Here is a 13,447-nt window from a genome sequence, read left to right as displayed (position 1 = left end):
CCTTAACTGTATGAAATTGGGATACAACAGGTAGCATACCCGCTCAGAGAATATGCGGAAGTAAGGATTTAGCATATCTATATGCAGAAGGGAAATAATGACATGCAAGATGGAATAAGGGGCGGTATAAGCCCCCCCTGTTTCACACAAACGGTTTACAAAATAACCGGTAGATTGTTACCGCCACATGGCGTGTTTATCGCGATAGCAATCGACCCACATCGCCGTCGCGCCACAAACGGCAACGGGCATAATGAACAGATTAAGCAGCGGGATCATCGTAAACAGGCTGGTTAAAGCACCAAACTGCATATTGGTGATTTTGCGTGTGCGCAGGGCGGTGCGCATCTCTTTAAACGGCACTTTGTGGTTATCGAAGGGGTAATCACAATACTGGATGGCTAACATCCAGGCGCTAAACAGGAACCACAGTACCGGCGCGACGGTTTGCCCAATGCCAGGGATGAAGTAAAGAATTAGCAATACAATTGCGCGCGGCAGATACCAGGCAAATTTTTGCCATTCGCGTTTCATGATTCGCGGCACATCTTTCATGATACCGAAAATTCCGGTATCTGGCGGTGTAGCGCCAGTCAGTCTTGCTTCCAGTTGTTCAGCCAATAAACCGTTGAACGGAGCAGCAATCCAGTTAGCAATCGTTGAGAAGAAATAGCCAAACACTAACAGCACAGAGATGACAGCCAGGGGCCACAACAGATAGCTCAGCCATTGTAACCAGTCCGGAACATAACTCATGAGAGTCGGGATCCAGACATCGAGTTGCGTAAAGAGCCACCAGAATGCGCCCCCCATCAACAAAATATTGACCAGCAGCGGTAAAATAACGAAACGCCGAATCCCAGGTTGCGAGACGAGCTTCCAGCCTTGCGCAAAATAGTAAAAACCGCTGCGTGGGGCAGATGTGAATGATGAAACCATAATCAGGATGAGCTCCTTTTGACCAATCCCAGGAAAATTCTGCGTATTTTACCGGGTAATTGCGCAATGGACAGTTAGGATATGTTCGAAAAAACAGCAAAAAGCACGATTTCATCTATCTTTGTGCTGTGAAAGTTAATAGTGCACTTGCACTTGAGGTAATCGGCAAATACTCTTAGTGAGTAAATGTTTGCCGTGGTGGCAAGGTGTTAGAACAACAGAGAATATAATGATGCAGGATTTGCGTCTGATATTAATCATTGTTGGCGCGATCGCCATAATCGCTTTACTGGTACATGGTTTCTGGACCAGCCGTAAAGAACGATCTTCTATGTTCCGCGATCGGCCATTAAAACGAATGAAGTCAAAACGTGACGACGATTCTTATGACGAGGATGTCGAAGATGATGAGGGCGTTGGTGAGGTTCGTGTTCACCGCGTGAATCATGCCCCGGCTAACGCCCAGGAGCATGAGGTTGCTCGTCCGTCGCCGCAACACCAGTACCAACCGCCTTATGCGTCTGCGCAGCCGCGTCAACCGGTCCAGCAGCCGCCTGAAGCGCAGGTACCGCCGCAACATGCTCCGCGTCCAACGCAGCCGGTGCAGCAACCTGTGCAGCAGCCTGCCTATCAGCCGCAGCCTGAACAGCCGTTGCAGCAGCCTGTTTCGCCACAGGTCGCGTCAGCGCCGCAGCCAGTGCATTCAGCACCGCAACCGGCACAACAGGCTTTCCAGCCTGCAGAACCCGTAGCGGCACCACAGCCTGAGCCTGTAGCGGAACCGGCTCCAGTTACGGATAAACCGAAGCGCAAAGAGGCGGTGATTATCATGAACGTCGCGGCGCATCACGGTAGCGAGTTAAACGGTGAACTGCTTCTTAACAGCATTCAACAAGCGGGCTTCATTTTTGGCGATATGAACATTTACCATCGTCATCTTAGCCCGGATGGCAGCGGCCCGGCGTTATTCAGCCTGGCGAATATGGTGAAACCGGGAACCTTTGATCCTGAAATGAAGGATTTCACTACTCCGGGTGTCACTATCTTTATGCAGGTACCGTCTTACGGTGACGAGCTGCAGAACTTTAAGCTGATGCTGCAATCTGCGCAGCATATTGCCGATGAAGTGGGCGGTGTAGTGCTTGACGATCAGCGCCGTATGATGACTCCGCAGAAATTGCGCGAGTACCAGGACATCATCCGCGAAGTCAAAGACGCCAACGCCTGATACACTTAAGGCAAATTAACTCCTCTTCGAACCCCCGCTTGTCGGGGGTTTTTAGCATTGATGGTGCGATATGGAATCAATCGAACAACAACTGACAGAACTGCGAACGACGCTTCGCCATCATGAATATCTTTATCATGTGATGGATGCGCCGGAAATTCCCGACGCTGAATACGACAGGCTGATGCGCGAACTGCGCGAGCTGGAAACCAAACATCCAGAACTGATTACGCCTGATTCGCCTACCCAACGTGTAGGTGCTGCGCCGCTGGCGGCTTTCAGCCAGATCCGCCATGAAGTGCCAATGCTGTCGCTGGATAACGTTTTTGATGAAGAAAGCTTTCTTGCCTTCAACAAACGAGTGCAGGACCGTCTGAAAAGCAACGAGAAGGTCACCTGGTGCTGTGAGCTGAAGCTGGATGGTCTTGCCGTCAGTATTCTGTATGAAAATGGCGTTTTAGTCAGTGCCGCGACGCGTGGCGATGGCACCACCGGGGAAGATATTACGTCTAATGTGCGTACTATTCGCGCCATTCCGCTGAAGCTACACGGAGAGAATATCCCGGCGCGTCTGGAAGTGCGTGGTGAAGTGTTCCTGCCGCAGGCGGGGTTCGAAAAGATTAACGAAGATGCGCGACGCACGGGCGGGAAAGTGTTTGCTAACCCACGTAATGCGGCAGCTGGTTCACTGCGTCAGCTTGATCCGCGTATTACAGCGAAGCGACCGCTCACTTTCTTCTGCTATGGCGTCGGTGTTCTGGAAGGTGGCGAGCTGCCGGATACTCATCTTGGCCGTTTACTGCAATTTAAAAAGTGGGGTTTGCCGGTCAGCGATCGGGTAACGTTTTGTGAATCGGCGGAAGAAGTGCTGGCGTTCTACCACAAAGTAGAAGAAGACCGTCCGACGCTGGGCTTTGATATCGACGGCGTGGTGATTAAGGTCAACTCACTGGCACAGCAGGAGCAGCTTGGCTTTGTCGCGCGTGCCCCGCGCTGGGCGGTAGCGTTTAAATTCCCGGCGCAGGAACAGATGACCTTTGTGCGTGACGTCGAGTTTCAGGTTGGGCGTACTGGCGCGATTACGCCTGTTGCGCGTCTGGAACCTGTCCATGTTGCTGGCGTGTTGGTGAGTAACGCTACACTGCATAATGCTGACGAAATCGAACGTCTTGGTTTACGCATTGGCGATAAAGTGGTTATTCGCCGCGCTGGCGACGTGATCCCGCAGGTGGTTAACGTCGTGCTTTCTGAACGCCCGGAAGATACCCGTGAGGTTGTATTCCCGACGCATTGTCCGGTATGTGGTTCTGACGTCGAGCGTGTGGAAGGTGAAGCGGTTGCCCGCTGTACCGGTGGCCTGATTTGCGGTGCGCAGCGTAAAGAGTCTCTGAAACACTTTGTTTCCCGCCGTGCGATGGATGTTGACGGAATGGGCGACAAAATCATCGATCAACTGGTTGAAAAAGAATATGTCCACACTCCGGCGGATCTGTTCAAACTCACCGCAGGCAAACTGACCGGACTGGAGCGTATGGGGCCGAAATCGGCACAAAACGTGGTTAACGCGCTGGAAAAAGCGAAAGAAACCACCTTTGCCCGCTTCCTCTATGCACTTGGTATCCGTGAAGTTGGCGAGGCTACCGCAGCAGGTCTGGCGGCATATTTCGGCACGCTGGAAGCGCTGGAAGCCGCGTCGATTGAAGAGCTGCAAAAGGTGCCTGATGTTGGAATTGTCGTTGCCTCCCACGTTCACAACTTCTTTGCCGAAGAAAGCAACCGCAATGTCATCAGCGAGCTGTTGGCGGAAGGTGTTCACTGGCCTGAGCCGATCGTTATCAATGCGGAAGAGATTGACAGTCCGTTTGCTGGTAAAACCGTGGTGCTTACGGGCAGCTTAAGCCAGATGTCGCGTGATGACGCTAAAGCTCGACTGGTCGAACTGGGGGCGAAAGTCGCGGGCAGCGTGTCGAAGAAAACCGATCTGGTGATAGCGGGTGAAGCTGCAGGATCTAAACTGGCGAAGGCGCAGGAACTGGGCATTGAAGTCATCGACGAAACGGAAATGCTGCGTTTGCTGGGTAGCTGAGATGGAAAAAGAGCAGCTGATTGAAATAGCCAATACGATAATGCCGTTTGGCAAGTACAAAGGGCGTCGCTTAATCGACCTGCCGGAGGAGTATCTGCTGTGGTTTGCCCGCAAAGATGAGTTCCCGGCAGGGAAGCTCGGTGAGCTAATGCAAATCACGCTGCTGATTAAAACCGAGGGGCTGACGCAACTGGTCCAGCCCCTGAAGCGTCCGCTTTAAGCTTTATCGGCGCTGCTTTCCTGCTGCGCCTGTAACTGTTCGGTCTGGCGTTTGTATCGACGCGCCAGCACCGCACAGACCATCAATTGGATCTGATGGAAAATCATCAGGGGCAGCACCATCATACCGATCACCGATGTGGGGAACAGAATGTTTGCCATCGGGATGCCATTTGCCAGACTCTTTTTCGAACCACAAAAGACGATAGTAATTTCATCTGCCTTATTGAAGCCCAGTCGGCGTGCCATAAAGACGTTAACTACAATCACGATAGCCAGAAGAACGCAACTGACCACCACGATAAACAGCAATGATCCCCAGCCAACTTTGTGCCAGATACCGTTAACGACGGCTTCGCTGAATGCCGTATAAACCACCAACAGAATGGACGTCTGGTCAGTTTTCGCAATCCATTTTTTATTACGCGACACCCAGTCACCAATCCAAGGCCGGGAAAGATGCCCCAACACAAATGGCAGCAACAGTTGCAGCATAATTTTACCGACCTGCTCAAGGCTGCCCCCTGCACCGTGAACATTCATCACCAGACCAACCAGCAATGGTGAAAGGAAAATCCCCAGCAGGCTGGATGCTGACGCAGAACAAACCGCCGCCGCGACGTTACCGCCCGCCATTGACGTGAAGGCGATTGCAGACTGCACGGTCGCGGGGAGAATGCACAAGTAGAGAAAACCGGAGTAGAGCATCGGGTCGACATTTACCGGTTTCCACCAGGCAAACAGCACGCCCAGAATCGGAAACAGCACGAAGGTGCTGCACATTACCCACAAATGCAGTCGCCAGTGACCACCGCCAGCAATAATCGCCTCACGCGACAACTTCGCGCCGTGCATAAAGAACAGCAGAGCAATCGCTGCAGTGGTCAGATTTTCAAAGAAGGGGACGAAATCGCCTCTGGCCGGAAAGAAAGATGCCAGCAACACCACCGTGATCAGGGTTAAGGTGAAAGGATCGAGGATACGAAAAAGTTTCATAAAGACTCCAGATGATCGATGGTTCTATTGTGCTTCTTCCAGTTTGAGAAATAAAATTGATTTATTGCATCCATTCATGAAAAAAACAGATGAATTATTCTTTAAAGCAATTAAAGGTTTTCGTCACAGTAGCGCAGGAGAAAAGTTTTAGTCGTGCAGGAGAGCGTATCGGCCTGAGCCAGTCGGCAGTGAGTCACAGTGTGAAGGAGCTGGAAAATCATACTGGTGTTCGCCTGCTGGACAGAACCACGCGTGAAGTGGTGCTTACAGATGCAGGGCAGCAGTTGGCTTTGCGTCTTGAGCGACTGCTGGATGAACTTAACAGCACGTTGCGCGATACCGGGCGTATGGGGCAACAACTGAGCGGAAAAGTTCGGGTCGCTGCCAGCCAGACCATTTCCGCGCATCTTATTCCGCAATGCATTGCTGAAAGCCATCGCCGCTATCCAGATATTCAGTTTGTCCTGCACGATCGTCCGCAGCAGTGGGTGATGGAAAGTATTCGCCAGGGAGATGTCGATTTTGGCATCGTCATCGATCCTGGCCCAGTGGGCGATCTGCAATGTGAAGTGATTCTTTCCGAGCCTTTCTTTCTGCTTTGCCATCGCGATAGCGCTTTGGCCGTGGAAGATTATGTCCCCTGGCAGGCATTACAGGGAGCGAAATTGGTGTTGCAGGATTACGCGTCAGGCAGCCGACCGCTGATTGACGCAGCGCTGGCGCGCAACGGTATTCAGGCGAATATTGTGCAGGAGATTGGTCATCCGGCGACGCTGTTCCCGATGGTAGCCGCAGGCATCGGCATCAGTATTCTTCCCGCACTGGCGCTACCATTGCCTGAAGGTAGCCCACTGGTGGTAAAGCGCATTACGCCAGTGGTTGAACGCCAGTTGATGCTGGTGCGCAGGAAGAACCGTTCACTTTCCACCGCCGCTGAAGCGTTATGGGACGTAGTACGAGACCAGGGCAATGCGCTAATGGCTGGGCGGGAAGGGGATCCGTTGTATCAGATATAGAGTGAATTCATACTGCCGGGAGCTCCGGCAGTAATCAATCAGAAATTAAATTTGATGGAGTAGATTATCGCATCCTGGTAAAAATCTTCGCCCAGTTTGTCATCCGCATAACGATACTGAATCCCTGTGGTGATGTGTGAAGTTGCATTCCACCAAAGTGCGACGGCACCGTTCAGACCTTCTTTGCCGCCATTACCTGCCGCGTAGGTGGCATCACGATCAAACTCGTACTCGTTCCAGTTGGTGAGGGTGAATTTCTCACTGCCCAGCATAAAGCTGTAACCTGCAACCCAACCGGCGACATAACCGTTATCGCCGGTATAATAGGTTTGGTCTGTATAGCGTTTTGCAAAGAACGGTTTGAACCACCAACCGCTGCCGGTGAAATTGTAGCCGATCCCGTAAAGGAACATATCGTCATGGAAATTCACACGATTCGCAGAACCGTAGGTGCCATACGCATGCAAGTAGAGATTAAATCCGGTGTCACCCAGGTAAATACGGTTGGTATTTTTAAATGTATAACGCTGCTCGCTACCCGGTTTATCATGACGATCATTATAAAAGTTTTCCCAGTCGAAGAACCCGTACATTTCTCCCCAACTAAAGTTAGCGCCGCCTTCCAGTTCCAGATATCCAAAATCATCTTTGTGTGATTTGGTCGACGATTTCTCAGTGGTTCTGCTAGTCCAGTCAAGATAATGAATACCTATATCAGCAAAACCGCCTTTAAATTCTGCATGGGATACTGCTGGTATCGCCAATACAGAAGAGAGTGTCAGAGTAAAAAGATGTTTTTTCATAGCATAATTCCCTATGCCGATCGTTATTAGTTGATTGCTTAATAAAAGGTTGATTAAAAGCGGCATATTGTTAATGCAAGGGAAAGGAGAGTACCAATACAGTTTTTTCAGCCTATTAATAGTGAAAAAATATAAATATATCGATATCGAATAACTATCGGATACATGAAAAAAGTGTATTGGTATGAGGTAGGGCAATCTCGTTATAAAAAGGCGTTAGATTCCACCCTACAAAAAAAGGATATATATGTATCAGGCTCAGTTTTCTCATAACCCACTGTATTGCGTAGATATTATCAAGACTTATAAACCTGATTTCACGCCACGAGTGGCCTTTATTTTAGGTTCCGGGCTGGGCGCGCTGGCCGATCAGATTGAGAACGCGGTCGCAATTTCCTACGAAAAGCTGCCTGGGTTCCCGGTAAGTACCGTACACGGTCATGCGGGTGAGCTGGTGCTGGGGTATCTCCAGGGGGGGCCAGTGGCGTGTATGAAAGGTCGCGGACATTTCTACGAAGGTCGTGGGATGACCATCATGACGGATGCAATCCGTACCTTTAAGTTGCTGGGCTGCGAGTTGCTGTTCTGCACCAATGCGGCTGGCTCACTGCGCCCTGAAGTGGGGGCCGGCAGTCTGGTCGCATTGAAAGATCACATCAACACCATGCCGGGAACGCCGATGGTGGGTCTTAATGATGAACGTTTTGGTGAGCGCTTCTTCTCGCTGGCGAATGCCTACGATGCGGAATACCGCGCACTGTTACAAAAAGTGGCGAAAGAAGAGGGGTTCCCTCTGACGGAGGGCGTGTTCGTCTCGTATCCGGGGCCGAATTTCGAGACTGCGGCGGAAATTCGCATGATGCAAATTATTGGTGGGGATGTTGTTGGTATGTCTGTGGTGCCTGAGGTTATTTCAGCTCGCCATTGCGAACTTAAAGTCGTTGCGGTCTCTGCGATTACCAACATGGCGGAAGGTCTGAGTGACGTGAAGCTTTCTCATGCCCAAACGCTGGCAGCAGCGGAACTCTCAAAGCAAAACTTTATTAATCTTATTTGCGGCTTTCTGCGCAAAATTGCCTGAGTAAAACAACAATAAACGGCCTTACTGAGTGAGGCCATATGATGCGACAAGGAAACGATTATGAGCATCGCTTTGCGCTTAAAGGTAATGTCCTTTTTGCAATATTTTATCTGGGGGAGCTGGCTGGTTACCCTCGGTTCTTACATGATTAATACCCTTCATTTCACCGGCGCTAATGTTGGCATGGTTTACAGTTCCAAAGGGATCGCCGCGATTATTATGCCGGGTATAATGGGGATCATCGCAGACAAATGGCTGCGTGCGGAACGTGCATACATGCTGTGCCACCTGGTGTGTGCGGGCGTACTTTTTTATGCGGCATCCGTAACTGATCCGGATATGATGTTTTGGGTGATGTTAGTCAATGCGATGGCGTTTATGCCGACTATTGCGTTATCGAACAGCGTCTCTTATTCCTGTCTTGCCCAGGCAGGGCTTGACCCGGTGACCGCTTTCCCGCCCATTCGCGTTTTTGGTACGGTGGGGTTCATTGTCGCCATGTGGGCAGTAAGCCTGCTGCATCTGGAATTGAGTAGTCTGCAACTGTATATCGCGTCCGGTGCGTCATTGCTGCTGTCGGCTTATGCGTTGACTTTGCCGAAGATTCCGGTTGCGGAGAAAAAAGCGACTACATCGCTTGCCAGCAAGCTGGGTCTGGATGCCTTCGTGCTGTTTAAAAATCCACGCATGGCTATCTTTTTCCTCTTCGCCATGATGCTGGGCGCGGTGCTGCAAATTACCAACGTTTTTGGCAACCCATTCCTGCATGATTTCGCCCGTAATCCTGAGTTTGCTGATAGCTTCGTGGTGAAATACCCGTCCATTTTACTGTCAGTTTCACAGATGGCTGAAGTCGGTTTCATTCTGACGATACCGTTCTTTTTGAAGCGTTTCGGTATTAAAACCGTCATGCTGATGAGTATGGTGGCGTGGACGCTGCGCTTTGGCTTCTTTGCCTATGGCGATCCATCACCAACCGGGTTTATTTTGCTGTTGCTGTCGATGATTGTTTACGGTTGTGCATTCGATTTCTTCAATATTTCTGGTTCGGTCTTTGTCGAACAGGAAGTTGATTCCAGCATTCGTGCCAGCGCCCAGGGCCTTTTTATGACGATGGTAAATGGCGTCGGCGCATGGGTTGGCTCGATTCTGAGCGGTATGGCAGTGGATTACTTCTCGGTGGATGGCGTAAAAGATTGGCATACCATTTGGCTGATGTTTGCAGGGTATGCTCTTTTCCTCGCAGTGATATTTTTCTTTGGGTTTAAATATAACCATGACCCTGAAAAGATAACGCATCGTTCAGTTACACATTAAAAGGATTCGCAGCTCTGTTCCTTGGGGCTGCTTTTATGATAAAGGTTAATTAGTGAAAGATATTTTATTTTCTTCTGGCGTTGGTTTTGGCATTGGTGCTTTGTTTACAATCGTGCGATTACCTATTCCTGTTCCAAATGTATTGCCGGGTATATTATCCATCGTGTTTATGTATGTCGGATATCTGGTGGTGAAATACTTTATGCCATGATAATTTAATACGATATATTTTTTATATGGAGCACTTAATTATGGAACGCGTATATAGAACAGATCTTAAGTTGCTCCGTTATTTTCTTGCCGTAGCGGAAGAGTTGCATTTTGGTCGCGCAGCAGCGCGTTTAAATATGTCTCAGCCTCCGCTCAGTATTCATATTAAAGAGCTGGAAAATCAACTCGGCACGCAGCTTTTTATTCGCCATTCGCGCAGCGTCGTACTGACACACGCGGGCAAAATCTTGATGGAAGAATCGCGTCGATTGCTGGTGAATGCAAATAATGTATTGGCTCGGGTTGAACAAATAGGTCGGGGAGAAGCAGGGCGGATTGAACTCGGGGTTGTGGGAACGGCAATGTGGGGACGGATGCGCCCGGTTATGCGGCGATTCCTTAGAGAAAATCCTAACGTTGAAGTTCTGTTTCGCGAAAAGATGCCAGCGATGCAAATGGCCTTGCTGGAACGCCGCGAACTTGATGCCGGGATCTGGCGAATGGCGACAGAACCACCGACTGGTTTTACCAGCTTACGGTTGCATGAATCGGCGTTTCTGGTGGCGATGCCTGAAGAGCATCATCTCTCATCATTTTCCACCGTCCCGCTGGAAGCGCTACGTGACGAGTATTTCGTTACAATGCCGCCCGTGTACACTGACTGGGATTTTTTGCAGCGAGTTTGCCAGCAGGTGGGATTTTCACCGGTTGTTATTCGCGAAGTTAATGAACCGCAAACGGTACTCGCCATGGTCAGTATGGGTATTGGTATCACATTGATAGCGGACAGCTACGCGCAGATGAACTGGCCCGGTGTCATATTCCGTCCGCTCAAAGAACGCATCCCGGCAGACTTATATATTGTTTATGAAACGCAGCAGGTGACGCCCGCGTTGGTTAAACTGCTGGCGGCGTTGGCGCAGTAGATGAGAGGCACGGGAACTGCCGGACATAGTTGGTCTGATAAGCGAAGCGCATCAGGCAATTTCGCAAATTGCAGATAGCAAAAAAGCGCCTTTAGGGCGCTTTTTTACATTGGTGGGTCGTGCAGGATTCGAACCTGCGACCAATTGATTAAAAGTCAACTGCTCTACCAACTGAGCTAACGACCCGAAGTGGTGGGTGATGACGGGATCGAACCGCCGACCCCCTCCTTGTAAGGGAGGTGCTCTCCCAGCTGAGCTAATCACCCACTTCGGTACTTCACATTGTTACAAGAAATCTAGCTGGCGAGAAAGTGGTGGGTGATGACGGGATCGAACCGCCGACCCCCTCCTTGTAAGGGAGGTGCTCTCCCAGCTGAGCTAATCACCCACTTCTCAATTTCTTGCTACACGGCGGAGACTACATAAAGTAGTTGGTGGGTGATGACGGGATCGAACCGCCGACCCCCTCCTTGTAAGGGAGGTGCTCTCCCAGCTGAGCTAATCACCCCCGCTGTGTGGAGTCGCATTATAGGGAGAGTTCAAAATGAGTCAACGCATTTTCTAAAGAAATTGTTCGTTCGTCGTAAATTTAAGCAAGATGATCGCAAAACAGACCGTGTTGCGCAATTTGTCAACGAAAACAATAATGCGTAAGGTTGCAACCCGAACTACATTGAGGAATCAGGCGGGAGTGATAGAATATCGCCCACTCAATTTTTCCAGGATTTGCCGGTTGTCGGCATCTTTCTAAACGTAAGGCCATTTCATGAAAATCAAAACTCGCTTCGCGCCAAGCCCAACAGGCTATCTGCACGTTGGCGGCGCGCGTACTGCTCTTTACTCCTGGCTTTTTGCACGTAACCACGGCGGTGAGTTCGTGCTGCGTATTGAAGACACCGATCTTGAGCGTTCCACGCCGGAAGCTATCGAAGCCATTATGGATGGCATGAACTGGCTGAGCCTGGAGTGGGATGAAGGTCCGTACTACCAGACCAAACGTTTTGATCGCTACAACGCGGTGATCGATCAGATGCTGGAAGAGGGCACAGCTTATAAATGCTATTGCTCTAAAGAGCGCCTGGAAGCGCTGCGCGAAGAGCAAATGGCGAAAGGTGAGAAGCCGCGTTATGACGGTCGCTGCCGCCACAGTCATGAGCATCACGCTGATGATGAGCCGTGTGTCGTACGTTTTGCTAACCCGCAGGAAGGTTCTGTTGTTTTTGACGATCAGATCCGTGGTCCGATCGAGTTCAGCAACCAGGAGCTGGATGATCTGATTATCCGCCGTACCGATGGTTCCCCAACCTATAACTTCTGTGTGGTTGTCGATGACTGGGATATGGAAATCACCCACGTTATCCGTGGCGAAGACCATATCAACAACACACCGCGCCAGATTAACATTCTTAAGGCTCTGAAAGCGCCGGTACCGGTTTACGCGCACGTTTCTATGATCAACGGCGATGACGGTAAAAAACTGTCCAAACGTCACGGGGCGGTCAGCGTAATGCAGTATCGTGATGATGGTTATCTGCCAGAAGCACTGCTGAACTATCTGGTGCGTCTGGGCTGGTCCCACGGCGATCAGGAAATCTTCACTCGTGAAGAGATGATTAAATACTTCACTCTGAATGCCGTCAGCAAATCTGCCAGTGCGTTCAACACCGACAAGCTGCTGTGGCTGAACCATCACTACATTAACGCGTTGCCGCCGGAGTATGTTGCTACTCACTTACAGTGGCACATTGAGCAGGAAAATATCGATACCCGTAACGGCCCGCAGCTGGCTGATCTGGTGAAACTGCTGGGCGAACGCTGCAAGACGCTGAAAGAGATGGCACAGAGCTGCCGTTATTTCTACGAAGATTTTGCTGAGTTCGATGCCGACGCCGCGAAAAAACATCTGCGTCCGGTAGCGCGTCAGCCGCTGGAAGTGGTTCGTGACAAACTGACTGCGATTACTGACTGGACCGCTGAAAACGTTCATCACGCTATTCAGGCGACGGCGGATGAGCTGGAAGTGGGTATGGGTAAAGTTGGTATGCCGCTGCGTGTCGCCGTTACCGGTGCGGGGCAGTCTCCAGCGCTGGATGTTACCGTTCACGCAATCGGTAAGACCCGCAGTATCGAGCGTATCAACAAAGCGCTGGCTTTTATTGCTGAACGCGAAAATCAGCAGTAATTAGCGCATAAAAGATAAACGGCAGGAGAGATACCCCTGCCGTTTTTTATTTATGCTGATTCATCTATGTCGAGACGAGCAAGAAAATTACGAATTCCTTCGCGTGACAAAAATTGCGCAACTTTTTCTTGCTCACTGTGAGTCATGTTGTCTATTGCGCTGATGATTTGCCGATAAGCAGGAGTGCGAATACCCGGTGCGTATTCGGCAAGGGGTTCTTCGGCTTCCAGAAGCATCGGTGTGTTATGGAAGGCTGGCGTGTTCTGAATAAACTCGCAAACTTGCGTATCGACCAGAATAAGTCTGGCACGACCGCCTTTCACGCCGGGAAATTTTTCCGTTTTCCAGCCTTTTTCTCTGATCCAACGGTTAACAGTTTGTTTAGCCACGCCGAGGCATTCAGCCAGTTCTTCGGTGGTCATTTTATTGCGTAATCTTTTCATA

At 50.3% G+C, this 13,447-nt stretch carries 13 protein-coding genes and 4 tRNA genes; 9 read left to right on the top strand and 8 right to left on the bottom strand.

Going from position 1 to position 13,447, the window contains the following annotated elements; translation table 11 throughout:
* Positions 1–177 precede the first annotated feature (177 nt).
* Positions 178–939, bottom strand: a complete 762-nt coding sequence (gene cysZ / locus C4F37_RS16330) for a sulfate transporter CysZ (RefSeq protein WP_000254839.1) — start codon at positions 937–939, stop codon at positions 178–180.
* A gap of 229 nt (positions 940–1,168) precedes the next feature.
* Here cysZ and zipA point away from each other — a divergent pair, with 229 nt between their 5' ends.
* The 3 genes from zipA to C4F37_RS16315 all read left to right on the top strand — a co-directional run bounded on the left by zipA (position 1,169) and on the right by C4F37_RS16315 (position 4,473).
* The gene (gene zipA / locus C4F37_RS16325) at positions 1,169–2,167 is read left to right on the top strand and encodes a cell division protein ZipA (protein ID WP_001539289.1); all 999 of its coding nucleotides are present in this window, start codon (positions 1,169–1,171) and stop codon (positions 2,165–2,167) included.
* Positions 2,168–2,237: 70 nt separating this feature from the next.
* Positions 2,238–4,253, top strand: coding sequence for an NAD-dependent DNA ligase LigA (gene ligA, locus C4F37_RS16320; protein ID WP_001539287.1), 2,016 nt, complete (start codon positions 2,238–2,240; stop codon positions 4,251–4,253).
* A gap of 1 nt (position 4,254) precedes the next feature.
* Positions 4,255–4,473: a DUF3820 family protein gene (locus C4F37_RS16315; RefSeq protein WP_000410201.1), complete on the top strand. Its 219-nt coding sequence runs from the start codon at positions 4,255–4,257 to the stop codon at positions 4,471–4,473.
* Here the strand turns inward: C4F37_RS16315 and C4F37_RS16310 are convergent.
* Entirely contained in the window at positions 4,470–5,468 is a 999-nt protein-coding gene (locus C4F37_RS16310) for a bile acid:sodium symporter family protein (RefSeq protein WP_000765604.1), read from the bottom strand. The two genes, C4F37_RS16315 and C4F37_RS16310, sit on opposite strands and share 4 nt — an antisense overlap.
* A gap of 89 nt (positions 5,469–5,557) precedes the next feature.
* Here C4F37_RS16310 and C4F37_RS16305 point away from each other — a divergent pair, with 89 nt between their 5' ends.
* Positions 5,558–6,484, top strand: coding sequence for a LysR family transcriptional regulator (locus tag C4F37_RS16305; RefSeq protein WP_001539285.1), 927 nt, complete (start codon positions 5,558–5,560; stop codon positions 6,482–6,484).
* Positions 6,485–6,522: 38 nt separating this feature from the next.
* Here the strand turns inward: C4F37_RS16305 and C4F37_RS16300 are convergent, their stop codons facing one another.
* Complete coding sequence (locus C4F37_RS16300) at positions 6,523–7,287, bottom strand: nucleoside-specific channel-forming Tsx family protein (RefSeq protein WP_000716367.1); 765 nt, start codon at positions 7,285–7,287, stop codon at positions 6,523–6,525.
* Positions 7,288–7,534: 247 nt separating this feature from the next.
* On the opposite strand from C4F37_RS16300, the gene xapA reads away from it, so the two are divergent.
* The 4 genes from xapA to xapR are packed head-to-tail and all read left to right on the top strand — an operon-like array spanning position 7,535 to position 10,821.
* The gene (gene xapA, locus C4F37_RS16295; protein ID WP_000283875.1) at positions 7,535–8,368 is read left to right on the top strand and encodes a xanthosine phosphorylase; all 834 of its coding nucleotides are present in this window, start codon (positions 7,535–7,537) and stop codon (positions 8,366–8,368) included.
* A gap of 60 nt (positions 8,369–8,428) precedes the next feature.
* Positions 8,429–9,685 carry a xanthosine/proton symporter XapB gene (gene xapB, locus C4F37_RS16290; RefSeq protein ID WP_000020390.1) on the top strand — a complete coding sequence of 419 codons (1,257 nt, stop codon included), beginning with the start codon at positions 8,429–8,431 and terminating at the stop codon, positions 9,683–9,685.
* Between the two features lie 52 nt (positions 9,686–9,737).
* Complete coding sequence (locus tag C4F37_RS16285; RefSeq protein ID WP_000651752.1) at positions 9,738–9,896, top strand: DUF1427 family protein; 159 nt, start codon at positions 9,738–9,740, stop codon at positions 9,894–9,896.
* Between the two features lie 40 nt (positions 9,897–9,936).
* On the top strand, positions 9,937–10,821 hold the full coding sequence (gene xapR / locus C4F37_RS16280; RefSeq protein ID WP_000442954.1) for a DNA-binding transcriptional regulator XapR: 885 nt from the start codon (positions 9,937–9,939) through the stop codon (positions 10,819–10,821).
* Between the two features lie 110 nt (positions 10,822–10,931).
* Here xapR and C4F37_RS16275 read toward each other — a convergent pair.
* From C4F37_RS16275 to C4F37_RS16260, 4 genes are all read right to left on the bottom strand, one after another.
* Positions 10,932–11,007 (bottom strand) — tRNA-Lys (locus C4F37_RS16275).
* Positions 11,008–11,011: 4 nt separating this feature from the next.
* A tRNA-Val gene (locus C4F37_RS16270) sits at positions 11,012–11,087 on the bottom strand.
* Positions 11,088–11,133: 46 nt separating this feature from the next.
* Positions 11,134–11,209 (bottom strand) — tRNA-Val (locus tag C4F37_RS16265).
* 44 nt (positions 11,210–11,253) lie between these two features.
* Positions 11,254–11,329, bottom strand: a tRNA-Val gene (locus C4F37_RS16260).
* Between the two features lie 258 nt (positions 11,330–11,587).
* On the opposite strand from C4F37_RS16260, the gene gltX reads away from it, so the two are divergent.
* Positions 11,588–13,003, top strand: coding sequence for a glutamate--tRNA ligase (gene gltX, locus C4F37_RS16255; protein WP_000695662.1), 1,416 nt, complete (start codon positions 11,588–11,590; stop codon positions 13,001–13,003).
* Between the two features lie 50 nt (positions 13,004–13,053).
* On the opposite strand, the gene C4F37_RS16250 is transcribed toward gltX, so the two are convergent.
* A complete protein-coding gene (locus C4F37_RS16250; protein ID WP_000826499.1) occupies positions 13,054–13,446 on the bottom strand; it encodes a MerR family transcriptional regulator in 393 nt (130 codons plus the stop codon).
* Between the last annotated feature and the right edge of the window lies 1 nt (position 13,447).

This window comes from Escherichia sp. R1 (assembly GCF_003000935.1).
Lineage (GTDB): Bacteria > Pseudomonadota > Gammaproteobacteria > Enterobacterales > Enterobacteriaceae > Escherichia > Escherichia coli.
Note: the sequence above shows the minus strand (reverse complement) of the source record. Positions and strands in the feature narration are given on the sequence as shown.

Bases quoted from the DNA above. Each gene is read 5' to 3' on its own strand.
- cysZ (WP_000254839.1), bottom strand. From the start codon at position 939: ATGGTTTCATCATTCACATCTGCCCCACGCAGCGGTTTTTACTATTTT.
- zipA (WP_001539289.1), top strand. From the start codon at position 1,169: ATGATGCAGGATTTGCGTCTGATATTAATCATTGTTGGCGCGATCGCC.
- ligA (WP_001539287.1), top strand. From the start codon at position 2,238: ATGGAATCAATCGAACAACAACTGACAGAACTGCGAACGACGCTTCGC.
- C4F37_RS16315 (WP_000410201.1), top strand. From the start codon at position 4,255: ATGGAAAAAGAGCAGCTGATTGAAATAGCCAATACGATAATGCCGTTT.
- C4F37_RS16310 (WP_000765604.1), bottom strand. From the start codon at position 5,468: ATGAAACTTTTTCGTATCCTCGATCCTTTCACCTTAACCCTGATCACG.
- C4F37_RS16305 (WP_001539285.1), top strand. From the start codon at position 5,558: ATGAATTATTCTTTAAAGCAATTAAAGGTTTTCGTCACAGTAGCGCAG.
- C4F37_RS16300 (WP_000716367.1), bottom strand. From the start codon at position 7,287: ATGAAAAAACATCTTTTTACTCTGACACTCTCTTCTGTATTGGCGATA.
- xapA (WP_000283875.1), top strand. From the start codon at position 7,535: ATGTATCAGGCTCAGTTTTCTCATAACCCACTGTATTGCGTAGATATT.
- xapB (WP_000020390.1), top strand. From the start codon at position 8,429: ATGAGCATCGCTTTGCGCTTAAAGGTAATGTCCTTTTTGCAATATTTT.
- xapR (WP_000442954.1), top strand. From the start codon at position 9,937: ATGGAACGCGTATATAGAACAGATCTTAAGTTGCTCCGTTATTTTCTT.
- gltX (WP_000695662.1), top strand. From the start codon at position 11,588: ATGAAAATCAAAACTCGCTTCGCGCCAAGCCCAACAGGCTATCTGCAC.
- C4F37_RS16250 (WP_000826499.1), bottom strand. From the start codon at position 13,446: ATGAAAAGATTACGCAATAAAATGACCACCGAAGAACTGGCTGAATGC.